This is a genomic window from Pseudomonas sp. PSPC3-2 (genome assembly GCF_049897085.1).
Lineage (GTDB): Bacteria > Pseudomonadota > Gammaproteobacteria > Pseudomonadales > Pseudomonadaceae > Aquipseudomonas > Aquipseudomonas paraveronii.
Genome location: NZ_JAFCVO010000001.1, coordinates 996,444 through 1,019,106 on the forward strand (window position 1 = coordinate 996,444; position 22,663 = coordinate 1,019,106).

Here is a 22,663-nt window from a genome sequence, read left to right on the forward strand (position 1 = left end):
ACAGGCTTCAGTTGAACGGCGTTACGCGACGTCCTGGGCGTTCGAACTCGCATCGGTTGAATGCTGCGCAGCGGCCGCATGAAGCCCGGCGATATAGCCGAACGTCATGGCCGGCCCGAGGTTGATCCCACCGGAAGGGTAGTAACCGCCCATGACGCTCGCCATGTCGGTGCCGACTGCGTAAAGACCGGTGATAGCGGCTCCACTGCGGTCCACTACCTGGGCATGGCCATTGGTCTTGAGGCCCGCGAATGTGCCGAAGCTGCCAGGGCGGACCTTCACGGCGTAGAACGGGCCGTGTTCGATCGGGGCCACGCAGGGGTTGCCTTCGGTAATAAGGGGATCGCCTTGTTTGCGGTTGTAAGGCGTGGAGCCCCGACCGAACGCTGGGTCCTGACCGTTGCGGGCGTGCTCGTTGAAGTTGCGTACCGTTTCAGACAACCCCGCCGGATCGATACCGCAGGCTTCGGCCAGCGCATGGATGGATGCGGCGCGTTGCAAATACCCGCTGCGTACCGACGGCCCCACCGGTAGCGGGAACGGCCGCGAATGACCCAGCCCGAAGCGGCGCTGGAAGCGGTGATCGCAGATCAGCCAGGACGCCACTTCTTCGCCTTCTGGCGCCGCGGTCATCATGGCAGCGGTGTAATCGTAGTAGCCGTCGGCTTCGTTGACGAAGCGCTTGCCGGTGGACAGCACGCCAATCAGGCCGGGTTTGGCGCGGTCGATGATGTGGGGGAAATGCCCCGTGCTGCCGTCCGCGTGCGGGACCAACGAAACCGGCGCCCATGCGGCGGGTGATGCAACGTCTACCTCCAGCACGCCGCCGGCAGATTCGCCCAGTGAAATGCCATCGCCCGAACAATCGACAGGGGGCAAGGCCAGGTGGTCGTTGTCTGTCGGCGTGCGCGGGAAAAGCGCCTTGCGCCGACGCATGTCGTTGGGGAAACCACCGGCTGCCAACACGACGCCCCGGGTGGCATAAATGTGCGTGGTGCCGTCTGGCGTGTCGACGATAGCCCCCAAGACCTTGCCTTGATCCAGGATCAATTGGCGAGCGGGGGCGGACTCGATCAGCGTCACACCGCGATCGACCGCCGATTTGGCCAGGCGTGCGACCAACGCCTGGCCGTTGACCAAGTGCATGGCCCGACCGTGGAAGGCCAGATCTCGCAGGTGGCGTAGAAAACGCTTGCTGACATGGATAAAGGATTTGAGCGATTGGGTCATACTCAAAAAGGCCGCCAGATCGGGGCCGGCCATGATCGGCATGCCGAGGAAAGACGTCTCTCTCATGGGTTTGCGCATGCGTCGGATCAACCGCCCCATGTTTCTCGCATCGTAGGGCGCCGCGATCACCTGATGGCCTTGAACGGCGGCGCCGGGAACATGCCCATGAATGTCGGGGATGCCGTTGCCATCGACCCATTTTAACGCGGTGTTTTCTTCAAAGAACGCCACCATCCGTGGCGCATTGTCCAGAAAAGCATCGACCCGTTCGGCGTTGTAGCGTGAACCCAGTTCATTCTTCAAATAGGTGCGCGGTTGCTGTGGATCTTCATCAATACCCGCGCGCTTGGCCAATGGGTTGCCCGGAACCCACAGCCATCCACCCGACCATGCCGTCGCGCCGCCGAATGTTGCATGCTTTTCCACCACGATGACCTTAAGGCCCTGGGACGCGGCGGTCACGGCGGCGGCAAGGCCGGAAGCGCCGGAGCCGATCACTAACAGATCACAATCGAGACGTCTTGACCTGGCGTTGTTCTGGGTGTTCACACTGAGTCACCTTGACTGATATTCATTGCGGTGAGCCCTGGACTCATCAGGGCGGGAGACCCCGGAATCAACTGCTGGATTTCTGCTACAGCAGCGATGAGTGACGGGGCGATTTGATGCAGCCGCGCTTCGGAAAGCCGGAAAACCGGGCCCGCAACACTGACCACCCCAATCACCTTGCGGCTGATTGGGTGAAACAGGGGGACAGCGATGGCTGACATCCAGTCGGCAAATGTCTGAATGGCCATCGCATAGCCGAGGGTCCGTGCCGATTCGATTCTTGGCAGCAATGCCTCAACGGTTTGCGGGGCAGAGGGACCATAGTCCTGGGCCAGACCGAAGCCCTGTCGGCCGACCAGTGCCAACGCCTGCTCGTTATCCAGGGTTGCCATCCAGGCATAGCCGCTCGCGGAGCATGAAAGCTTGGCCGCCATGCCCATGTCCGGGTCATAACGCAGCCCGGAGCGTGCGCCTTGCGCACGCGCAACCCAGGTCAGCCGATCCTCGTCCACCACGGACAACCGCACCAGCTCACCGACTTCTGCCGCCAGACGATTGAGCACCGGCTGCACCGCATCAACCGTCCCGTCCGCGCTCAGGTGGGTGAAGGCGAGGACCTGCAACTTGGAGGTCAGCACATACGTGCCACGTTCCTGCTCCTGGCGTGCATAGCCGGTTTCACACAAGGTGTTCAGCAGGCGATGGGTTGCGCTACGAGGGATGCGCAGCTGTTCCGCAATCGCGGTCAGCGGAATCCCTTCACCGCTGTTGGCCAGCATTTCCAGAATGGCCAGACCACGGTCAAAGCGCCCTACGTAACTGCTTTCGGTGTGACTCGCTGCACTTGGCATAACCTGGCTCCTCAGTGGTTTTGTGACGCCCGTCGTTTCGCTGGAATTGGCTTTCGATAATTCTGGAAAACTATTCCAGTTACGCCAGCAGTGTCAATTCGCCCGGTTACGCCGACAGGGCGCAAGTCCCGGATTACGGGGGCTTCGGGGGGGAGTCTTATTTAGTGTTCGGTTTTTAAGGAAGAATGATCAATCGGAAAATCAGGCTTTTGTGCGGTTATCGAACACAAACCAACCGCGCAAATTGCTTTCCTTTCTGCGTGTTTTTTCCACTTGATTTAAAACTGGAACTCAGTTCTAACTAAAAAAACACAGCGGCTCAGGTCGTCACTTTTCGTGACCGAAGCACGTCGCTTTTTTTGGAATTCGAGAACGAGAGTCGACCATGAGCGAACAGATATTTTCCCTGGCTGCCCTGACCGTGCTGGAGCTGTCGCCTCCGGACATGGTCGAGGTCGCTGCCCGCGCCGGATATAGCCATGTCGGCTTGCGGCTGGAACCGGCAACGCCGCAAGAACATCACTTCCCCTTGATGGCAGATGCCGAGTTGCGGCATCGAACGCGCCAGCGTCTGCGGGACACCGGGATCAAGGTGCTGGACATTGAGATCCTGCGATTGAAGCCGGAAACCCGCGTGCAGGATTTCCTTGGCCTTCTGGAAGTCGGTGCCGAGTTTGGCGCGACTGAATTGTTGATCGCCGGCAACGACCCGGACGAAGCCCGCCTGGGCGATAACTTCGCTGCGCTGTGCGATATGGCGGCACCGCTCGGCATCCATCCGCACCTGGAGTTCATGCCTTGGACAGACGCACGCGATCTTTCGCAGGCATGGCGCATCGTCGAGAGCGCTGCACGTCACAACGGTGGGGTGCTGATTGACGCGTTCCACTTCGATCGGTCTGGCTCATCGCTCACGGAACTGGCCGCCGTCACGGCCAAGGCGCCGCATCGTTTCCGCTACGCACAGCTGTGCGACGTGGCGGGACCGCGCCCCGACGATATGGATGAAATCCTGCGTCAGGCGCGCAATGAACGACGTTTTCCGGGTGACGGCGATTGTGACCTGCACGGCCTGTTGAGCGCGCTGCCCGCCGGTATCCCGCTGAGCCTGGAGACCCCCTCTCGGCAGTTGTTGGAGCAAGGCGTTAGCGCTTTCGACCGGGCGAAGATGGCGCTCGACAAGGCTCATCACGTATTGCAACGGCGCTGATTGGCAGCGTCGCCCGGACATCGGGCGTACACTTTCGCGGCACCGGACACCTCGAAGGCGGCTAAATACGTTGAATATCGACACCCGAATCAAATTCCGCCATCTGGTGTGCTTTCTCGAAGTGGCGCGCCAGGGCAGCCTGGCGCGCGCCTCGGAAAAACTGGCGATCAGCCAACCGGCGCTGTCCAAGACCCTCAAAGAACTCGAAACCCTGCTGACCGCCACTTTATTTGTGCGCAGTAAAAGTGGCGCGGCGTTGACTGAAGCCGGGGTGGCTTTCCTGCGTTATGCCGGGCCGAGCGTACAAGCGCTGCGTGAAGGGGTGAATAGCCTGCGTTCCGGCGAGCATGAGCCCTTCACCGCGCGGCTCGGCGTGTTGTCCACCGTGGAAAGTTTGCTGGTGCCCGAGGTCGTCTGTCGTTTGCATGCCCGGCATCCGGCGTTGGTCGTGAGCGTGGTGACCGGGCCAAGCGCGTACCTGTTGTCGCAATTGCGTGTGGGGGAGCTGGACCTGGTGGTCGGCCGCATGACCGATAGCCCGCAGATCCTGGGGCTGATGTTCGAACATCTGTACAGCGAGTCCATGACCCTGGTGGTGCGTAACGGCCATCCGCTATTGGCTGACCCACACGCGCATGAACACATCGAAAATTATCCGCTGGTGTTGCCGCTGGCGGGGACGACGATTCGCAAATTCGCCGACAGCCTGTTTGTGCAACACAGCATCAGCCCACCGCGCCAGCGTCTGGAAACCCTGTCGTTGATCTTGAGTCGGCGTTATGTGCAGTGCAGTCAGGCGATCTGGGTCGCGCCTTTTGACGCGGTCAGGCAGGACCTGAGTCGAGGTGACCTGGTTGAGTTGGAGTTGGGTATTCGCGAACCCGGTGGTTCTGTGGGGCTGTGCAGCAATCCTGCGTTGACGATGTCCATGGCGGCTCAATGGTGCGTGGAGGTGTTGCGCGAGGTGGGTGAGGAATATCGCGAGGGTTGTTATCCATAACCATTTGGATATGGATAGGCTCGGTTTTTTCAGTTTTGGATGGCGTCTTATCAAGGGAGACTAGGTTGTTGAGTGCTGTTTAGGCAGCGTTAACCGCTGATTTTTATCCATAACAAAAAAGGAAACCGACATGTCTGATGCGGACAACAGCCGTTTCGTCATTCGTGACCGTAATTGGCACCCCAAAGCCCTGACGCCTGACTACAAAACCTCAATCCTGCGTTCCCCGCGTCAGGCGTTGGTGAGCATCCCTCTATCCCAGTCGGAAACCAGCGGCCCGGACTTTTCCCACCTGAAGATGGGGCAGCACGATAACGATCTGCTGCTGAACTTCAATCACGGGGGTTTGCCCATCGGCGAGCGCATCATCGTCGCCGGTCGGGTCTGTGACCAGTACGGCAAGCCGATTCCCCATACCCTGGTGGAAATGTGGCAAGCCAATGCCGGTGGTCGCTATCGGCACAAGAAAGACAGCTATCTGGCCCCCATCGACCCTAACTTCGGTGGCGTCGGCCGTGCCTTGACCGACCGCGAGGGCAACTACAGTTTTCGCACGGTCAAGCCTGGCCCGTATCCGTGGCGCAATGGTCCCAACGACTGGCGCCCGGCGCATATTCACTTCTCCATCAGCGGCCCGTCGATTGCCACGCGATTGATCACCCAGCTGTATTTCGAAGGTGACCCACTCATCCCGATGTGCCCGATCGTCAAGTCGATCGCCAATCCGGATGCGGTGCAGAGCCTGATCGCAAAGCTTGATATGAGCATGGCCAATCCCATGGATTGCCTGGCTTATCGCTTTGATATCGTTCTGCGCGGTCAGCGCAAGACCCACTTCGAAAACCGTTGAGGAGGCACGCCCATGCCCGTTGAACTTCTGCCTGAAACCCCGTCGCAAACCGCCGGTCCCTACGTGCATATCGGCCTGGCGCTGGAGGCGGCGGGCAACCCGCCGCGCGAGCAGGAAATCTGGAACGAAATGGCCAAACCCGGTGCGCCGGGTGAGCACATCCTGTTGCTGGGCCATGTCTATGACGGCAACGGTCACCTGATCCGCGATGCGTTCCTGGAATGCTGGCAGGCTGACCACGAAGGCGTTTACGACAGCGACTACAACCTGGAAAAGCCCTTCAACAGTTTTGGCCGCACGGCGACCACGGAGACTGGCGAGTGGCAGATCCATACCGTCAAGCCGGGCACCCTGAAGAACGCTGCGGGTGTAGGGATGGCGCCGCACGTCAATGTTTCGCTGTTCGCGCGGGGTATCAATATTCACTTGCAGACCCGTGTGTACTTCGACGACGAAGCCCAGGCCAATGCGGTCGATCCGGTGCTGAATCTGATCGAGCAGCCGCAACGTCGGGAGACGCTGGTCGCCAAGCGTTGCACGGTTGATGGCAAGTTGGCTTATCGTTTTGATATCCGGATACAAGGCGAAGGAGAAACGGTGTTCTTCGACTTCTGACGGATCACTCCAAAAAGCCCGCTCATTGAGCGGGCTTTTTGCTGTCTGGGCTTTGGAAAACCCGGTGCGGGGTGGCCTGATAACGGGTCATCAGGTCCACCAGCCCACGCCGCCGCCAAGCGTCAGGTAAGCGTAATAGCGCCGCGTTTGGCCCAGAAGAACCCCGTTTTTACCGGGGCGCGCCGCTCATTGGAAAATATTCTAAATAAATTGCATTTAAATCAACACATTGCGGATTTTTCGTATATGATGCGGCCCACACCGAAAGTGAAGGGTGATTAGCTCAGCTGGGAGAGCATCTGCCTTACAAGCAGAGGGTCGGCGGTTCGATCCCGTCATCACCCACCATTCGCTTTATGTGTTACGCGCAGCGGTAGTTCAGTCGGTTAGAATACCGGCCTGTCACGCCGGGGGTCGCGGGTTCGAGTCCCGTCCGCTGCGCCATATTCGGTTACCTGGAACGCTGAACGCCAGGTCACCACAGGAAGCCCGCTCATTGAGCGGGCTTTTTTGTGCCTGGGATTCAGCTCGGCGATCCCATCGTTTATTGGCGGGACAAGCACTTGCGTATTTCCCTGGGCGCCTATCGCCGACGCGTGCCTCAAGTCGGCTAGTCGGCGCAGAGAGGCCGCTCAGTCGTCGTAAAACCAGGCACTACGATCACGCTACTCATACACCGACACCCGATTGCGCCCGGCCTTCTTCGACGCAAACAGCGCATGGTCCGCCCAGGCGATCAGGTCGGCATAGTTGATCGAGGGCTGGCTCAGGTCGGCCACCCCCAGGCTGATGGTGAAACGGATGCTCTGGCCGTTGTGCAGCACTTCCAGCCCTTCGACTGCCTTACGCAGACGCTCGGCGAACACCCATCCATTGGTTTTATCGGTGTCCGATAGCACCACGGCGAACTCTTCACCGCCATAACGCCCAGCCATATCGGTTTCGCGCGCATGTTCATGGATCAGCCTGGCGATTTCTTCGATGACCTTGTCGCCCGCCAGGTGACCATAGGTGTCGTTGATCCGCTTGAAATTGTCGATATCCAGCATCACCAGGCTGGTGGCATTGCCATAACGCTGGTGCCGCGCATAGGCGCCTTTCAGGCTTTCTTCCCAGTAACCGCGGTTGTACAAGCCCGTCAGCCGATCGGTCCTGGAGAGTTGCTGCAATTGCGCATTGGCGGCCTGGAGTTGATGCCGGTTGGTGGCGACGTCAGTGACGTCATAGATCACCAGGCAAATATGCTTGATTTTGCCGTCGGTGGAGCGCAGCGGTAACAACGTGGTGTTCTGGTACATGAACTCTTCCTGGCCGGTGATCGGCTGGTAGTTCTTGAACCGCACCAGATACGGGCGCTGCTCCCAGATAGTGAACGCGGGTGTGCCCAGGGTCGCGACGCTTTCCACCTTGCGGCTGAACCATTGCGGGTCGATTTCGGGAAACAGACTCAAGAAATTCTGATTTTGGGCGTCCTTGGGCTGCAACCCGGAGCGGTTCTCCATGAAGGTGTTCCAGACCTGCACGCAATAGTTGCGGTCGAGCACCACAACACCGACGTCGATGTTCTGGACGATTGCCAGCAACCAGTGAAACTCGTTCAGATCGAGAGAATCGTTCATGGCTTAGTTCGTCAAGTAGGCGAGTTTGTGGGTCAATCGTTCGATTGAGTCTTCTGTGAACAGCAACAACAGGTCGAAACGAATATCGTGCCCTTCCAGGCTGTAGCTGATTTCCACGGCCAGGGTCTTTTTCCAGCGCTTGCGGTTGACCTGGATCAGCTCATCGATGCTTGCGTGCTGGCCGAGGATCTGCGGGTGACCTTGAGAAAACACCACATCGATCTGTTCGGCAATGCTGCTCAGGCAGGCACCGATCAGAACGCTGGAGAGGTCTAGCAGCATTTCCATGTCCGAATAATCGCTGCTGTGGCGCTTCATCAATTGCGCTATGTCGGTGATTTCCGAGTCGTGAAACATCAGCAGGGCTTCGCCAGCGATGCCACTGCCGATAAAACCCTGGCAAATGGCTGTGAGTTCGTTGCAACTGCTGGCATCGGTCAGCGCCATGTGCAACTCGCCGACTTCGAGTATGTTCACGTTCGGTACTGGCAACTGCACAAAGACGCCCAACACCTTGGCTATCAGGGCGGCCGCCCGGCCGATGGCAACGTTGATCGTTTCGCGGAACACATCGTGAAAACTGATGGCCGTGTTCGCTATCCGACGATTCCCCGGCGACGCGTTGCCGGGTTCTGTCAGGAGCCCCAACTGACTGAGTGTCTGGCGCAGCTCGCTTTCGTCGAAAGGCTTTTTCAGGAACGCCAGCGCGCCCAGCTCAAGCACGCGGCGCACCGCTTCTTCCTGAATGTCGCCGGAGATCACGATGACTTGCGCCTTCAATCCTTCCGCGCGTAAGGCGCTCAATACCTGATAACCATCCATTTCCGGCATGGTCAGGTCGAGCAGCACCACCTGCCCCAAACCCCTGCGTATGGCATCCATGGCCTCGCGCCCATTCCCCGCCTCTGTGACCGAAACCGGCCAGTCCGCCGGTAGAGCCCGTAACACCTGCTTACGGGCCATGATGGAGTCGTCACATACTAGTAGGGGAATCACTGACAAAAGATTGGCACTCATCGGCGTTGAATATCAGGCAAAGCACTGCGGCCCATCATGCCCCATAAGCATGCCAATACCACCTTATTAAACAGGGCTTTATTGAGCGCGACAGCCGAGCCAGTCACTATCGGCCCGCCAACCCCGGCGCCTCACGAATGATGAAGTGATCCAAGTTTTCACCAGGGGCGCTGAACACCCCGAACGTCTGTTTGCATGTCCAGATGCTTCGATTACACCGGGCCATCGTGCGCACGGTTGAGTTTGATAATGTGAGGTTCCGATAGACGCTCGGGCATTGCATCAAGACGCTGCGGTGCGCACATTGCTGTCTGGGGTTTGATCGCTGTCAGCTCAAGGCGCAATCAGCCGGTAGCCCACCTGCAACTCGGTAATGAAGTACTGTGGCTGCGCCGGGTCCACCTCCAGTTTTTGCCGCAAATGCGCCATATGCACGCGTAGGTAGTGGGCGCGGTCGACGTAATCCAGGCCCCACACTTCCAGCAGCAGTTGCCGGTGAGTCAGTACCCGACTCTGGCCGCGAATCATCGCGCAGAGCAAGCGGTACTCGATGGGCGTCAGGTGTACCGGCTGGCCCGAGCGCGACACTTCATGGGTCGCCAGGTCGACTTCAATCTCGCCAAACGTCACCTTGCTGGTCGCCACCACGGTGCCGGTCTGCCCATGCCGGCGCAGTTGGGCGCGGATGCGTGCGAGCAGCTCGGGCACGCCGAACGGCTTGGTCAGGTAGTCATCGGCACCCGCGTCCAGGGCGGCGACTTTTTCTTCTTCGCGGTCACGTGCCGACAGCACCAGGATCGGCACCGCGAGCCAACCGCGCAGTTCGCTGATCAGTTGTTTGCCGTCGCCATCCGGCAGGCCGAGGTCGACGATCACCAGATCCGGCTGACGGCTGGCGGCGTGGATCAGCGCACGTTTGACGCTGTCGGCCTCGAACACCTGAAAGCCTTCATCTTGCAGGGCAATGCCGACAAAGCGGCGGATGTTGGCCTCGTCTTCAACAATCAGAATGCGTGCAGTGCTCATAGGAATTCCATGGACGGCGGGGTGCCCGCCGGTAGCGTGATGATGAAATGCATGCCGCACACGCGGCCGGGGTTGGCGTCGATGCGCCCGCCGTGGGCCTCGACGATGCGTTTGGCCAGCGCCAGGCCCAGGCCGATGCCGGCGACGGACGACTCCTGCTGGCCGCGCGTGAAGGGCTCGAACAGATTGGCCGGGGCGCTACCTGGGCCGGTGTCGCTGACCTCCAGCACAATGCTCTCGCCGACCTGGCTGGCGGCCACGCTGATGAGCGTGCCCGGCGGGGTGTACTTGGCGGCGTTGTCCAGCAGGTTGACCAGCACCCGTTCGATCAGCAGCGCGTCGACTTCCACCAACGGCAAGTGCGCGTCGAGCGTGGTGTTTACGCGGTGCTGCGCCAATGGCTCGCGCAATTGGCGCAGGGCGCTGCCGACGATTTCTTCCAGCGAGTGCCATTGGCGGTTCAGGCGCACGCCGCGCTCTTGCATGCGTGCCATGTCCAATAGGTTTTCGATCAGGCGCTGCATGGACGTGGCTTGTTCGTGAATGCCGTGCAGCAGTTCGGTCAGTGGCCCCGGCGGGGCGTGGGGCAGGGCGGTGTCGGCGGCGCCGATCAGCGTGGTCAGCGGTGTGCGCAGGTCGTGGGAAATTGCCGCGAGCAGGGTGTTGCGCATTTTTTCGCCTTCCATCTGCACCAACGTGCTTTGCGCCACTTCAACGAAATGCACGCGCTCCAGCGCAATCGCCAACTGGCTCATGCAGGCTTCCAGCAGGCGGCGTTCCTGCGGATCGTTCAAGCGTTCGCTCTGGGCCAGTTCCAGCACCAGCACACCGCGCACGCGCATCGGCGCTTTGAGCGGCAAATAGCAGCCCTTGGCCGCCGAAAGGGTGTCGGTGCCGTGGCCGGCGGGGTGGCCGTGGTCGTAGGTCCATTGGGCGATGCTGTCGTCGATCGGCAACCCGCCCGCGCTGACGCTGTGTACGCCATCGGCGGCGTCCGGCAAGGCCAGGCCGACCCGTGCTTCGAAGACGCCGCTGAAGGTGCGTAGCGCGACTTCGCTGATGTGCTCCACGGTCAGCGCGGCCGACAGGTCGCGGGCCAAGCGCGCCAGGGAGGTTGCGCGGCGTTCGCGCGCGGCGGCGGTGCGCGCTTCGTGGCGCAGGCGCGCGGTGAGTTGGCCGGTGATCAGGGCGATGCCGAGCATCAACGCAAAGGTGAAAAAATACTGGGTGTCGTTGACGGTGAATGAATAGCGCGGCTGTACGAAAAAGAAGTCAAAACACAGCACCGCGAGCATCGCGGCCCACACGCCGGGGCCGCGTCCATAGCGCAGCGCAACCAGCACGACCGTGAGCAAAAACAGCATGACCACGTTGGCCAGGTCGAACACCTGCAACAGCAGGGCGGCGACGGCGCTGGCGGCGAAACAGGCGAGGCTGGCCCAGACGTAGGCCAGTCGAGTGCCGGGCCGTGCCGTGGGTTTTTCGAGCGCGGCGGGCTTGCCCGGCAGCAGGCCGTGGGCGATCACGATCTGATCGATTTGCGGATGGTGGCGGCTGATCCGGTCGCTGACCGACTGATGCCAGAACTGCCACCTGCGGCGCGGATGATGGCCGAGTACCAGGCGATTGGCGTTGTGCTCGCGGGCGCAGGCAACCAGGGCTTCGGCGACGTCCATGCCCGGCAGTGTGGCCGTGTCGGCGCCGAATTCGCTGGCCAGGGCCAGGGTTTTCATTGCGTTCAGGTAGCGCTTGGCGCCGCGCCCTTGGGCCGAAGCGACGTGGACGACAATCCAGTCCGCTTCCAGTTTTTGCGCCAGGCGCGCCGCTTCACGCACCAGGCGTTCATCGCCGGCGTCACCGGCCACGCCGACCAGCAGCCGTTCGCGGGCCGGCCACAGGGTCTTGATCGATTGTTCGCGGCGGTACACGCGCATCTGCGCGTCGACCCGGTCGGCGGTGCGCCGCAGTGTCAGCTCGCGCAGCGCCAGCAGGTTGCCCTTGCGGAAAAAATTTTGCGACGCACGCGCGGCTGCCGGGCCCAGGTACACCTTGCCGTCCTTGAGGCGTTGCAGCAGATCGTCCGGCGGCAGGTCGATCACCACCACTTCGTGGGCGTTGTCGAACACATGGTCGGGCACGGTTTCCCGCACGCGGATGCCGATGATCCCACTGACCAGGTCATTCAGGCTTTCCAGGTGTTGGACGTTGAGGGTGGTCCAGACATCGATGCCGGCGCTGAGCAGTTCTTCCACGTCTTGCCAGCGTTTGGGGTGGCGCGAGCCGGGCACGTTGCTGTGGGCCAGTTCGTCCACCAGCACCACGGCGGGGTGGCGGCGCAGGGCGGCGTCGAGGTCGAATTCACTGAGTGCGAACTCGCGATGCTGCAGCGCGGCGCGGGGCAGTTGTTCCAGGCCATGCAGCAGCTCGGCGGTTTCTGTGCGGCCGTGGCTTTCCACCACCCCGGCCAGCAGGTCGCGGCCCAGGGCGACTTCGCGTTGCGCTGCAGCGAGCATGGCGCAGGTCTTGCCCACCCCGGCGTTGGAGCCGAAGTAGATACGCAATTTGCCGCGCAAGGCGGCCTGTTCTTTCTGTTGCACCCACGCCAGCAGGGCGTCGGGGTCGGGGCGTTCGTCGTTTAAGGCGGGCATGTCATTCCTCTGGTTGTCTGTAGGAGCGAGCTTGCTCGCGAAAAACCTGAGGGTGCCGCTGGGTGTCAGGTTTCCCGCGTTAGCGTTAACGCCCTTCGCGAGTAAGCTCGCTCCTACAGTGGTTGGCGCGTTATACGAGGCCCAACCCCGTCAGCAACAGGTCGATCAGCTTGATCCCGGCAAACGGCACCAGCACCCCGCCCAGGCCATAGATCAGCAGGTTGCGGTTGAGCAACGCCGCCGCGCCGATCGCGCGGTAAGTCACGCCGCGCAGGGCCAGTGGAATCAGCGCAACAATGATCAGCGCGTTAAAAATCACCGCACTGAGAATCGCCGAGTTGGGGCTGGTCAGGTGCATCACGTTCAATGCGCCGAGCTGTGGATAGGTCGCGACAAACGCCGCCGGGATGATTGCGAAGTACTTCGCCACGTCGTTCGCCACGCTGAAGGTGGTGAGGGCGCCGCGCGTCATCAGCATCTGTTTGCCGACCTCGACCACTTCGATCAGCTTGGTCGGGTTGCTGTCGAGGTCGACCATGTTGCCGGCCTCTTTGGCGGCCTGGGTGCCGCTGTTCATCGCCACCGCCACGTCGGCCTGGGCCAGCGCCGGTGCGTCGTTGGTGCCGTCGCCGGTCATGGCCACGAGCTTGCCCTGGGCCTGGTAGTCGCGGATCAATTGCAGCTTGTCTTCCGGGCGGGCCTCGGCGAGGAAGTCATCCACGCCGGCTTCCACCGCAATGGCGGCGGCGGTCAGGCGGTTGTCGCCGGTGATCATCACGGTCTTGATGCCCATGCGCCGCAACTCGGCGAAGCGCTCCTTGATGCCGCCCTTGACCACGTCCTTGAGTTCCACCACACCCAGCGCCTTGGCGCCGTCACTGACCACCAGCGGCGTGCTGCCGCGCCGCGCGACTTCATCGACCTTGGCCTGCAAGGCTGTCGGAAAACTGCCGCCCAAAGCCTCGATATGGTTGCGAATCGCGTCCGCCGCGCCCTTGCGAATCGCCCGGCCTTCGGGCAGGTCGACGCCGCTCATGCGGGTTTGCGCGGTGAAGTGGACAAAGCTGGCGCCGAGCTGGTTGATGTCCCGCGCGCGGATGTCGAACTTCTGTTTGGCCAGGACCACGATGCTGCGGCCTTCCGGGGTTTCATCGGCCAGGGACGCCAGTTGCGCGGCGTCTGCCAACTCGGCCTCTTTTATCCCCGGCGCCGGCAAAAAGCTGCTGGCCTGACGGTTGCCCAGGGTGATGGTGCCGGTCTTGTCCAGCAGCAACACGTCGACGTCGCCCGCCGCTTCGACCGCGCGCCCGGAGGTGGCGATGACATTGGCCGACATCATCCGGCTCATGCCCGCCACGCCGATGGCCGAGAGCAGGCCGCCGATGGTGGTGGGGATCAGGCACACCAGCAACGCCACCAGCACCGTGGCGCTGACCACGCTGCCGCTGCCGCTCATGGCCACGGCGAAGATCGAGTAAGGGCTCAGCGTGGCGATCACCAGCAGGAACAACAGGGTCAGGCCCACCAGCAGGATGTTCAGGGCCACTTCGTTCGGGGTCTTCTGGCGCTTGGCCGATTCGACCATCGAGATCATGCGGTCCAGAAACGACTCGCCGGGGTTGACGCTGATACGCACCACCAGCCAGTCCGACAGCACGCGTGTGCCGCCGGTGACCGAGGAAAAGTCGCCACCGGCCTCGCGAATCACCGGCGCCGATTCGCCGGTGATCGCGCTTTCGTCCACCGACGCCACGCCTTCAATCACCACGCCATCGAGCGGCACCAGGTCGCCGGCTTCGATCAGCACCACGCTGTCCTTGCGCAGCAGGCTGGCTTCGAGCGGTAACCAGGCGCTGCCATGCTGGGGTTGTTGCAGCAACTTGGCCAACGTCTGGCGCTTCATCCCACGCAGGCTGGCCGCCTGGGCCCGGCTGCGACCTTCGGCCAAGGCCTCGGCGAAGTTGGCGAACAGCACGGTGAACCACAGCCACAAGGTGATGCTGAGGATAAAACCGCTGGGCGCTTCACCCTGGCCACCCAGGGACTGGAACCACAGCAGGGTGGTGAGGATGCTGCCCAGGTAAACCACGAACATCACCGGGTTTTTCCATTGCGCCTGGGGCAGCAGTTTCTTCAGCGCATCCCCACACGCGGTGAGCACGATGGTGCGATCAAACAGAGGTAAACGAGCATTCTTCATGAGGGAAATCTCTTACTCACTGGCCGCAATAGGGGGCTGACGCGATGGCAGGCGGGCGTCTAGCGCAAGGTTGAGTTGCAGCACATTGACCCGTGGTTCGCCGAGCAGGCCGAAGGTGCGCGCACGGGTGTGTTGGTCGACCAGTTGCAGCAACTCGGCTTCGGGGATCTGCCGCAGGCGCGCCACCCGTGGCAGTTGCAGCCGCGCATTGGCCAGCGAGATATGTGGGTCGAGGCCTGAAGCGGAAGCGGTGACTGCGTCCACTGGCACCTGGGCGTCTGCGCCCAGGCCGTTGTCCTGGCGATAGGCGTGGACGCGTGCGGCGACCTGGTCCAGTAGTTTCTGGCTGGTCGGCCCCAGGTTGCTGGCGCCGCTGGAACCGGCGTTGTACGGCTGCGACACGCTTTTGCTCGGGTCTTGCGGGTCGGCGCCGAGGGTCATGCTCGGGCGGCCATGGAAGTACTCCGGCCGGGTGAAGTGTTGGCCGATCAGGGCCGAGCCCATGACCAGGCCGTCGCGTTCAATCAGCGAGCCACGGGCCTGGAACGGGAACATCAGTTGTGCGGTCACGGTGGTGAACGCCGGGTAGGCGAACCCCGTCAACAGCATGAAAAACACCGCCGAAACCAGCACCGGGCGCAACAGCCCTTTGAATATCGATTGAGTCGTCATCCACGTGTCCTCAGTTGTACGTCTGGCCGGACAGCAACTGCAGTTGCTCCACCAGCGGGCCGAGCGCGAGCGCCGGCAAAAAGGTCAGGCCGCCGACCACCAGCACCACGAACACCACCAGCAGCATGAACAGCGGGGTCGCGGTGGGAATGGTGCCGGCACCGGCAGGTACGGTTTTTTTCATTGCCAGGGAACCGGCCACGGCGAGCATCGGCAGCAGGGTGAAGAAGCGCCCGATCAACATCGCCAGGCCGATGGTGGTGTTGAAGAACGGCGTATTCGCGTTCAAGCCGGCGAAGGCCGAGCCGTTGTTGGCGGTGCCGGAGGTGTAGGCGTAGAGCACCTCGCTGAAACCGTGGGGGCCGAGGTTGTTCAGGCTGGCCAGGGTGTCGGGCCACAGGGCGGCGAGGGCGGTGAAACCGAGGATGCTGATGGGGTGCGCGAGCACCGAGAGCATCACCAGTTTCATCTCCCGTGCCTCGATTTTCTTGCCGAGGAACTCGGGGCTGCGGCCGATCATCATGCCCACCAGGAACACCGTCAGCAGGGCGTATTGGATCAGGTTGATAAAGCCCACGCCGTCGCCGCCGAACACGCAGTTGAGCATCATCTGCGCCAGGGGCACGAAACCGCCCATGGGGGTCAACGAGTCGTGCATGGTGTTGACCGAACCGGTGGTCGCCGCTGTGGTGGTGGCGATGAACAGGCTGCTGTCGGCGATGCCGAAGCGCAGTTCCTTGCCTTCCATGTTGCCGCCGCTTTGTTCCAGCGACAGGCTCTGGTTGGCGCCGGCCTGGGTCAGCAGCGGGTTGCCGTTTTGCTCGGCGCCGTAGACCAGTGCGAGGAAGCCGATGAACATCACCAGGAAGGTGCCGAAAAACACCCAGCCCTGGCGACGTTGCAACAGCATGCTGCCAAAGGTGTAGGTCAACGCCGAAGGGATCAGCAACATGCTGAGGATGTGCAGCGCGTTGGTCAGCGGCGTCGGGTTTTCGAACGGGTGCGCGGCGTTCATGCTGAAGAAACCGCCGCCGTTGGTGCCGATGTGCTTGATCGATTCAAAGCTGGCCACCGCGCCGACAATCAACTGTTGCTGCGCGCCTTCGAGCGTTGTGGCCAAGACCTGGGAGGCGAAGGTCTGCGGCATGCCCTGCCAGACATACACCAGCGCCATACCCACGCACAGCGGCAGCATCACGCGGTAGAGCGTGCGAGTGAAGTCGACCCAAAAGTTGCCGATATCGCCCGAGCTGGAGCGGCTCAAACCGCGAATGAAACCGGCTGCGGCGACCACCCCGGAGGTGGCGCCGACGCACATCAGAAAGGTGATGACCGCCATCTGGCTGAAGTTCGACAGGCTGCTCTCGCCCGAGTACGCCTGCCAGTTGGTGTTGGTAATAAAGGAAACGGTGGTGTTGAACGCCAGGTCCGGCGTTTGTGCGGCCAGCCCCAACGGGTTGATCGGCATCACCGCCTGCAGGCGCAGGACCCAATAGCCCAGCAGCATCATCGCCGCGTTCGACAACAACAGCGCCGAACCGTAGCGTGCCCAGCCCATGGTTTCCCGTGGGTCAATGCCCAGCAGGCGATAGGTATAACGTTCCGGCAAGGCATGGTGAGCCCCGGTGAACACCCGGGTCAGCCATTTGCCCATCAGTACTGCGAGTCCCGTCATTACCCCCAGGACCAGCGCAAATTCCAGCAGCGTGCTTAACATGTCGTGGCTCCGTTCAAATCTTGCCCATGGCGACAATGGCCATGGCAGTCGCAACAAAAAACACCAGGGAAAGGCCAATAAACATCAGGTCGTACATGGCGAACTCCCTAGAATTTTTCTGCGCGAATAAGGGCGTAGCCCAAGTAAGCGAACAGCCCCACGGCGCAGAGGCCGCTGGCGATATAAATGAACGTGAGTGTGAGCACGGTGTAACTCCCCTGAATGAATAAGCCGCAATGGCGGACGCGGGGAGGTTAATCGCTGGGGTATCAAGCCCAGGCACTGATTACAGGTGGCGGTATTAAGACGGTATATAGACGGCTTTATCCGGGGCGAACGAAAAAAAGGGATAGCCCGCCGCCCGGGTATCCCTTTGAAAACTGGGGTTCTGCTGATGTTGACGCGCCGCTTATTTGGCTTTCTTTTTCTTCTCGCTACGGGTAGAGAGGTGTTCGAAGCAAAACGCGGCGGTGCCGAAGAGCGCAATCATTGACAGGACGAGCATGCCTAAAGTTGAACTTTCCACGATGACTTCCTACGGGTGTTTGGGGGTAGGAAGTGACGGTAAAGTGTTCGGGCTTAGTGACTCAATAGAGGCAACGTAATCGTTATGGCGAATCGGCAAACTATACGAACTCTTTACGAAAAGCAGAACAACAGAGCATCCGCCTGATGTAATGAAATCTAAATGTGGGAGGGGGCAAGCCCCCTTCCACATAGCCCCAAATATTACAAGTTGCGGCTATGCCGATAGTCGCTGACGGCTTCGTACACCGCTTTGCGCAACCGGTTGATCCCGCCGATGGGACGGTGCGCTTCCAGCCCGAACCACGGGTTGAACGACTGGTTGTCGCATGCCAGGTTCAACGCCGGCGTATCGAAATCCTGAGCGGGGATCTTCACCCTGGCCACGGTTTCATAGGGCGCATCGCTTTCTTTCCATTCGATGCTGGTGTCTTCGATCGGCATGAACTTCTGCGGGTTCTGTCGCTGGATCTGCAGCACGAAGCACGCCGGCACGCGGTCGGTGGACAGTTGCTGGTTCAGGGCGCTGCGCAGGAAGTTCGGCAGGTCCTGATTCTGTTTGGGCAGCACATAGTCCGGGCAGTTCTGCGGGTCGGGCGCGACGCGGAACTTGGCGTTGGCTGCGCCGAACTTGTAGGGCGAGACGGAAAAGTACGTGGTCTGGGTCGGGCTGGCCGGTGCGGGGGCCAGGGTCGCCAGGACGATGAACAGGTGGCGCACCTGCCAACTGCGGGGGTCGAGCTTGGGGAAAAACGCCAGGACTTTCTTGCCGTCCGCCTGGGCGCCGATGTTCTGCGCGTACTCGGCCACGTTGCTGACAAAGAAGTTCGGGTGGCTGAACATCACAAAGTCCTGCTCGGCCCGTGCTTGCTGGTCGGCGAGCAACTGTGTGCCCGGCACGTCGAGCAGCTTGATGGCCATGCCGCGCGCATCGCGGATGCTGTCGAATTGCGGGTAGGCGTTGCCGTTGGACAGCCGCATCATGGCTTGCCAGGTCTTGCCCGGTTCGGCAAAGACACCCTGGCGCAGTGCGGGGTCGAGGTCGGCCAGCACCTTGACTTCGGCCTTCACGCAACCGTGGGCCTTGGCATGGGCATCGCGTAGGTAACGCGTGCCTTCGCGGTGTTGGTCAACGATACGCACTGCCGTCTGGATAATGCCCTGGGTCATTGCCGCTTCACCGGACGGGATCTGCTCGTCCGGCGACACCGGGCCGCTGTGCTGCCAGGCGTACCAAGCGGTGGCCGCCAGCCAGCCGAGCAGGCCAAGGGCCGCCAGCCATAGCAGGGTTTTGCCGAGCACGGCGCCGAGGCGCAGCCACAGGCGAGCGAGCATGGAAGGTTGCGGGTTGTGCGAGTGGATAATCATGGCAGTTGTTGCTCCAGCGGGCCGCCGAGGACTTTGAGGTATTCCAGCAGTGCCCAGCGTTCCTGCGGCAACAAGCCGCGGCCGATGACGCCGTTGCCCCGTTGGCCCGCGCGGAATTCATGGCCGCTGTTGTGGTTGCCGGTGATGCGCGTATCGAACAGGAAGGCATTGTTGAACGCGCCGGTCTGAAAGCCCAGGTGGCGCGGGTCGTAGTTGAAGGTGCCTTTATAGAAGGTGGTGTTGCGTTCGTCCTGGGGCGAGAGCAACTGGTAAATCGTCGGCACCGAGCCGTTGTGCAAAAACGGCGGGGTGGCCCACACGCCGGCCAGCGGCCGCGCCTTGTAGGCGCGCAACTCGCGCACGCCGATGGGCAGGCCGTAACCGTCCAGGCGCGGGCGCTCGGCCGGGGTGACGCCGGCGGCGCGGTAGGCGTGGTCCTCAACGAAGGCGGTGACGTAGGCCAGCCCCTTGGCCACGGAGATTTTTTTCAGGTCCAGCGGTTCGGTGGGCGTGGGGTGCAACTCGACGTTCAACTGGGCCAATTCTGCCGGGTCCCACTTCAAGGCGCTGAGGTCATAGCGCTGGTCGGCGATATTGCTAGCGGCGCTGGGGTCGGTGCCGATGTAGTCCACCGGGAGCATTTTCAGTTGCTGCACCGGGCGGCCATTTTGCTGGGTGACGGCCGGCACATGGCAGCCGGCGCAGTTTTCGGCGAACAGCACGCGGCCCTGGGCGGCGAGGGGCTTGTCGAGGGCGCCGAACAGGTCTTCCGGCCAGGTCGGCGGCTTGAGGCGCTGCAGGGTTTCTTCGATCAGGTTCAGGTCGCGCACCCGCACGCTCGACGGGTAGCGTGCGTCGCCCTGAAGCGGCTGGCCGGCGCTGTCGAAGAAGCCTAGGGTTGCCCCCACGCCGAGGGCTTCGCCGATATTGCGCGCCATCGGTTGTTGCGCCGAACCGTTCCATTGCACCCAGTCGAACGTCCAGATATCCCACAACTGCGGGTAGTCCACGGGCGCGTTGGCAACTCGGTAATTCTCCGGGGAAATTGCGTCGCCAAAGCTGGCGTTGGCGATGCGGCCGAAGGCATCGGTGCGCCCCGGGCCTTCTTCGGTAGGGTAGAGGCCACGGTGGGTATCGTTCCAGGCGACTTTGATGAACTGGTTCAGCGACTGTTTGAAGTCTTGGCGCAGCAACTGTTCATTGTGGTCATCGTAATCGTAGCCCAGCACCTTGCGGGCGAAGCGTTCGAATTTCCACGGGTTGTAATACGTCGCGGCGAGGCTGGCCACCAGGGCCTGGCCGAAACTGCCGCCGCGCAAAGTCGGCACGCTGGAGGGCAGCACGTGCTGGGCCGAACCGCCGTCGATGCGCAGGGCCTGGCCGTTGAAATGCAATTCGCCGGTGTGGCAGGCGGCGCAGGTGATGTCCAGGTATTCGGTGTTGCTGCCGGCGTTCTTGTGCCGGGCGAAGCCGACCGGGAGGTTGCCGGGGTTTTGTGGGCTGGGCCCTTGCTTGGGATCGACCAGGAAACCGAAGCGTGCCAGGTACTCCGGCGTGGCGAAGCGCTGTTCGGAAAACGGCAGTTCCAGCGCGGTGAACCACTCGTAATGCAGGCCTTTTACCTGGGTGCCCTGAGGCGTGAAGTAGTAGGTCTGGCGGTCGGCGGCACTCCATTGATCCTGGTAATGCACCTGTTCCACGGGGACGTAGTCCGGCAGCCTGGGGTTGGCGGTGTAATAGAGCACCACTGCCAGGATCAGGCCCAGCAGGGCGAGGATCAGCAGTAAAACACGGGAAAAAATGCGCAAGATAACTATCCTTGTCGAGTGATTGCGTTGTTATGCCACTACGCCACAGGTGCGGCAAGTGGCCATGATCCTGCGGACAGGCAGTCCCGCGATCCGTCGCGGGCGTCCATCATGAATGAAAATGCTTTTAAACACGTGAACTTATCAGAAGTTTCCTGCTCAGATGCCGGTAGCCATTGGTCGTGGCCGCCTGATAAGCTCGCGACTTTATTCGATTGCCCTTTTGGCGCATGAACAAGGAAATAGCATGAAACAGCATCGGTTGGCGGCGGCGGTGGCCCTGGTTAGCCTGGTACTTGCGGGTTGTGATTCGCAGACCAGCGTAGAGCTGAAAACCCCGGCGCAGAAAGCTTCCTACGGTATCGGCCTGAACATGGGCAAAAGCCTTGCCCAAGAAGGCATGGACGATCTGGACTCCAAAGCGGTAGCCCAGGGCATTGAAGATGCCGTCGGTAAGAAAGAGCAGAAGCTGAAAGACGACGAACTGGTTGAAGCGTTTGCCGCACTGCAGAAGCGTGCTGAAGAACGCATGACCAAAATGAGCGAAGAGTCGGCATCCGCCGGCAAGAAATTCCTCGAAGACAACGCCAAGAAAGACGGCGTAGTCACCACGGCTTCCGGCCTGCAGTACAAGATCACCAAGAAAGCCGATGGCCCTCAGCCTAAGCCGACCGACGTGGTCACTGTGCACTACACCGGCAAGCTCACCAACGGCACTACCTTTGACAGCTCCGTGGATCGCGGCAGCCCGATTGACCTGCCGGTCAGCGGCGTGATTCCGGGTTGGGTCGAAGGCCTGCAACTGATGCACGTCGGCGAAAAGGTCGAGTTGTACATCCCATCCGACCTGGCCTACGGTGCCCAGAGCCCGAGCCCGGCGATCCCGGCCAACTCCGTGCTGGTATTCGACCTGGAACTGCTGGCCATCAAGGACCCAGCCAAGGCTGAAGCCCCTGACGCACCAGCCGCCAAGAAGTAATCGGCGCCTGAACACCCAACGCCCCGTCTCGACGGGGCGTTGTTGTTTGTGCAGGGTGCTTCCACACTCAGCCTGTGCAAATCCAAACGAACAACCGCCACTTGCAACAGTCTGATAAAAGACTCGAGTGCGGGTAGCCGGACGCAAGCGCCAAGTCAATGAATTCTTGGGTTTTTTTGATGTGCGCAAAAAACGCCCGATCTGACTACGAGCCTTGTAAACCGTGGCTTTCAGCCATGAAAACAGGCTCTGTTCACAAGGTTATCCACAATTTGTGTGGATAACCTTCTCTGACCCATGGAACTGGAGTGCCGAATGAAACCACCCTTCAATTTCGCCCGTTTCCTGCCCATGGCCGCGCGCCTGCTGGGGCGCGGGCGCTTGCCGACGTTGTTGTTCGCCGTGGCGGCCAAGGGCGCAAGCCAGGGCAACCGCCTCGGCAAGCTCAAGGATGACCTCAAGTTGCTCCAGGCCCTATGCCTGGCCTACTGGCGGGGCGAGTACCGGGCGATCAGCCCGAAGGCGCTGGTGTCGGTCGTGGCAGGACTGATGTATTTCCTCAGCCCGATCGACGCGATACCGGACTTTATCCCGGTATTCGGCATGCTCGACGACATCGCCGTGCTGGCCTGGGTCATGAAGAGCCTGAGCGCCGAACTGAGCGCCTTTCGCGCCTGGCGTGAGGCACAGCGTCCGGAAAAGCTCGCCGTGGTTGAGCGCCTGCCGGCGACGCCCGCGCTGCTGGCCCAGGAAAACCCGCAAAAAGCCTCATGACACGG

The 22,663-nt window shown here is 61.4% G+C and carries 18 protein-coding genes and 2 tRNA genes; 8 read left to right on the forward strand and 12 right to left on the reverse strand.

The window, feature by feature from the left end; translation table 11 throughout:
* Positions 1-21 precede the first annotated feature (21 nt).
* Positions 22-1,779 carry an FAD-dependent oxidoreductase gene (locus ACP7CJ_RS04680; RefSeq protein WP_426099362.1) on the reverse strand — a complete coding sequence of 586 codons (1,758 nt, stop codon included), beginning with the start codon at positions 1,777-1,779 and terminating at the stop codon, positions 22-24.
* Positions 1,776-2,630: an IclR family transcriptional regulator gene (locus tag ACP7CJ_RS04685; RefSeq protein ID WP_426099361.1), complete on the reverse strand. Its 855-nt coding sequence runs from the start codon at positions 2,628-2,630 to the stop codon at positions 1,776-1,778. Before ACP7CJ_RS04685 ends, ACP7CJ_RS04680 begins: the two co-directional genes overlap by 4 nt.
* Before the next feature lie 385 nt (positions 2,631-3,015).
* On the opposite strand from ACP7CJ_RS04685, the gene ACP7CJ_RS04690 reads away from it, so the two are divergent.
* From ACP7CJ_RS04690 to ACP7CJ_RS04715, 6 genes are all read left to right on the forward strand, one after another.
* A complete protein-coding gene (locus ACP7CJ_RS04690) occupies positions 3,016-3,840 on the forward strand; it encodes a sugar phosphate isomerase/epimerase family protein (protein WP_426099359.1) in 825 nt (274 codons plus the stop codon).
* Between the two features lie 70 nt (positions 3,841-3,910).
* Positions 3,911-4,840 (forward strand): pca operon transcription factor PcaQ, encoded by a 930-nt coding sequence (gene pcaQ / locus ACP7CJ_RS04695; protein ID WP_247401656.1) that lies wholly within the window; start codon positions 3,911-3,913, stop codon positions 4,838-4,840.
* A gap of 130 nt (positions 4,841-4,970) precedes the next feature.
* Positions 4,971-5,690 carry a protocatechuate 3,4-dioxygenase subunit beta gene (gene pcaH, locus ACP7CJ_RS04700; RefSeq protein ID WP_426099357.1) on the forward strand — a complete coding sequence of 240 codons (720 nt, stop codon included), beginning with the start codon at positions 4,971-4,973 and terminating at the stop codon, positions 5,688-5,690.
* A 12-nt stretch (positions 5,691-5,702) separates the two neighbouring features.
* Positions 5,703-6,305 (forward strand): protocatechuate 3,4-dioxygenase subunit alpha, encoded by a 603-nt coding sequence (gene pcaG / locus ACP7CJ_RS04705; RefSeq protein ID WP_276197314.1) that lies wholly within the window; start codon positions 5,703-5,705, stop codon positions 6,303-6,305.
* Positions 6,306-6,577: 272 nt separating this feature from the next.
* Positions 6,578-6,653: transfer RNA gene (locus tag ACP7CJ_RS04710), tRNA-Val, on the forward strand.
* A gap of 19 nt (positions 6,654-6,672) precedes the next feature.
* Positions 6,673-6,749: transfer RNA gene (locus ACP7CJ_RS04715), tRNA-Asp, on the forward strand.
* Between the two features lie 221 nt (positions 6,750-6,970).
* Here ACP7CJ_RS04715 and ACP7CJ_RS04720 read toward each other — a convergent pair.
* The 10 genes from ACP7CJ_RS04720 to ACP7CJ_RS04765 form a co-directional block, all read right to left on the reverse strand.
* A complete protein-coding gene (locus ACP7CJ_RS04720) occupies positions 6,971-7,924 on the reverse strand; it encodes a sensor domain-containing diguanylate cyclase (RefSeq protein WP_276197315.1) in 954 nt (317 codons plus the stop codon).
* Between the two features lie 3 nt (positions 7,925-7,927).
* Positions 7,928-8,941 carry a response regulator gene (locus tag ACP7CJ_RS04725; protein WP_276197316.1) on the reverse strand — a complete coding sequence of 338 codons (1,014 nt, stop codon included), beginning with the start codon at positions 8,939-8,941 and terminating at the stop codon, positions 7,928-7,930.
* Positions 8,942-9,274: 333 nt separating this feature from the next.
* Positions 9,275-9,967 carry a response regulator gene (locus tag ACP7CJ_RS04730; RefSeq protein ID WP_426099356.1) on the reverse strand — a complete coding sequence of 231 codons (693 nt, stop codon included), beginning with the start codon at positions 9,965-9,967 and terminating at the stop codon, positions 9,275-9,277.
* The gene (locus tag ACP7CJ_RS04735; RefSeq protein ID WP_426099355.1) at positions 9,964-12,615 is read right to left on the reverse strand and encodes a DUF4118 domain-containing protein; all 2,652 of its coding nucleotides are present in this window, start codon (positions 12,613-12,615) and stop codon (positions 9,964-9,966) included. Before ACP7CJ_RS04735 ends, ACP7CJ_RS04730 begins: the two co-directional genes overlap by 4 nt.
* Positions 12,616-12,745: 130 nt before the next feature.
* Positions 12,746-14,815 (reverse strand): potassium-transporting ATPase subunit KdpB, encoded by a 2,070-nt coding sequence (kdpB, locus tag ACP7CJ_RS04740; protein ID WP_276197320.1) that lies wholly within the window; start codon positions 14,813-14,815, stop codon positions 12,746-12,748.
* Positions 14,816-14,827: 12 nt separating this feature from the next.
* Entirely contained in the window at positions 14,828-15,487 is a 660-nt protein-coding gene (gene kdpC / locus ACP7CJ_RS04745; protein WP_426099354.1) for a K(+)-transporting ATPase subunit C, read from the reverse strand.
* Positions 15,488-15,497: 10 nt separating this feature from the next.
* Positions 15,498-17,204 (reverse strand): potassium-transporting ATPase subunit KdpA, encoded by a 1,707-nt coding sequence (gene kdpA / locus ACP7CJ_RS04750; RefSeq protein WP_426099353.1) that lies wholly within the window; start codon positions 17,202-17,204, stop codon positions 15,498-15,500.
* A 107-nt stretch (positions 17,205-17,311) separates the two neighbouring features.
* Complete coding sequence (gene kdpF, locus ACP7CJ_RS04755) at positions 17,312-17,410, reverse strand: K(+)-transporting ATPase subunit F (protein WP_074851717.1); 99 nt, start codon at positions 17,408-17,410, stop codon at positions 17,312-17,314.
* Between the two features lie 523 nt (positions 17,411-17,933).
* Positions 17,934-19,064: a catalase family protein gene (locus ACP7CJ_RS04760; RefSeq protein WP_426099723.1), complete on the reverse strand. Its 1,131-nt coding sequence runs from the start codon at positions 19,062-19,064 to the stop codon at positions 17,934-17,936.
* A gap of 29 nt (positions 19,065-19,093) precedes the next feature.
* Positions 19,094-20,905, reverse strand: coding sequence for a di-heme-cytochrome C peroxidase (locus tag ACP7CJ_RS04765; protein ID WP_426099352.1), 1,812 nt, complete (start codon positions 20,903-20,905; stop codon positions 19,094-19,096).
* Positions 20,906-21,152: 247 nt separating this feature from the next.
* Here ACP7CJ_RS04765 and ACP7CJ_RS04770 point away from each other — a divergent pair, with 247 nt between their 5' ends.
* Complete coding sequence (locus tag ACP7CJ_RS04770) at positions 21,153-21,884, forward strand: FKBP-type peptidyl-prolyl cis-trans isomerase (protein WP_276197325.1); 732 nt, start codon at positions 21,153-21,155, stop codon at positions 21,882-21,884.
* A 315-nt stretch (positions 21,885-22,199) separates the two neighbouring features.
* Positions 22,200-22,658, forward strand: a complete 459-nt coding sequence (locus tag ACP7CJ_RS04775) for a YkvA family protein (RefSeq protein ID WP_276197326.1) — start codon at positions 22,200-22,202, stop codon at positions 22,656-22,658.
* Positions 22,659-22,663 lie beyond the last annotated feature (5 nt).

Coding starts and splice junctions, on each gene's coding strand:
- ACP7CJ_RS04735 (WP_426099355.1), bottom strand. CDS start 12,615: ATGCCCGCCTTAAACGACGAACGCCCCGACCCCGACGCCCTGCTGGCG.
- ACP7CJ_RS04770 (WP_276197325.1), top strand. CDS start 21,153: ATGAAACAGCATCGGTTGGCGGCGGCGGTGGCCCTGGTTAGCCTGGTA.
- pcaG (WP_276197314.1), top strand. CDS start 5,703: ATGCCCGTTGAACTTCTGCCTGAAACCCCGTCGCAAACCGCCGGTCCC.
- kdpC (WP_426099354.1), bottom strand. CDS start 15,487: ATGACGACTCAATCGATATTCAAAGGGCTGTTGCGCCCGGTGCTGGTT.
- ACP7CJ_RS04720 (WP_276197315.1), bottom strand. CDS start 7,924: ATGAACGATTCTCTCGATCTGAACGAGTTTCACTGGTTGCTGGCAATC.
- ACP7CJ_RS04685 (WP_426099361.1), bottom strand. CDS start 2,630: ATGCCAAGTGCAGCGAGTCACACCGAAAGCAGTTACGTAGGGCGCTTT.
- ACP7CJ_RS04760 (WP_426099723.1), bottom strand. CDS start 19,064: ATGCTCGCTCGCCTGTGGCTGCGCCTCGGCGCCGTGCTCGGCAAAACC.
- kdpA (WP_426099353.1), bottom strand. CDS start 17,204: ATGTTAAGCACGCTGCTGGAATTTGCGCTGGTCCTGGGGGTAATGACG.
- ACP7CJ_RS04690 (WP_426099359.1), top strand. CDS start 3,016: ATGAGCGAACAGATATTTTCCCTGGCTGCCCTGACCGTGCTGGAGCTG.
- ACP7CJ_RS04725 (WP_276197316.1), bottom strand. CDS start 8,941: ATGAGTGCCAATCTTTTGTCAGTGATTCCCCTACTAGTATGTGACGAC.
- ACP7CJ_RS04730 (WP_426099356.1), bottom strand. CDS start 9,967: ATGAGCACTGCACGCATTCTGATTGTTGAAGACGAGGCCAACATCCGC.
- ACP7CJ_RS04775 (WP_276197326.1), top strand. CDS start 22,200: ATGAAACCACCCTTCAATTTCGCCCGTTTCCTGCCCATGGCCGCGCGC.
- pcaH (WP_426099357.1), top strand. CDS start 4,971: ATGTCTGATGCGGACAACAGCCGTTTCGTCATTCGTGACCGTAATTGG.
- kdpB (WP_276197320.1), bottom strand. CDS start 14,815: ATGAAGAATGCTCGTTTACCTCTGTTTGATCGCACCATCGTGCTCACC.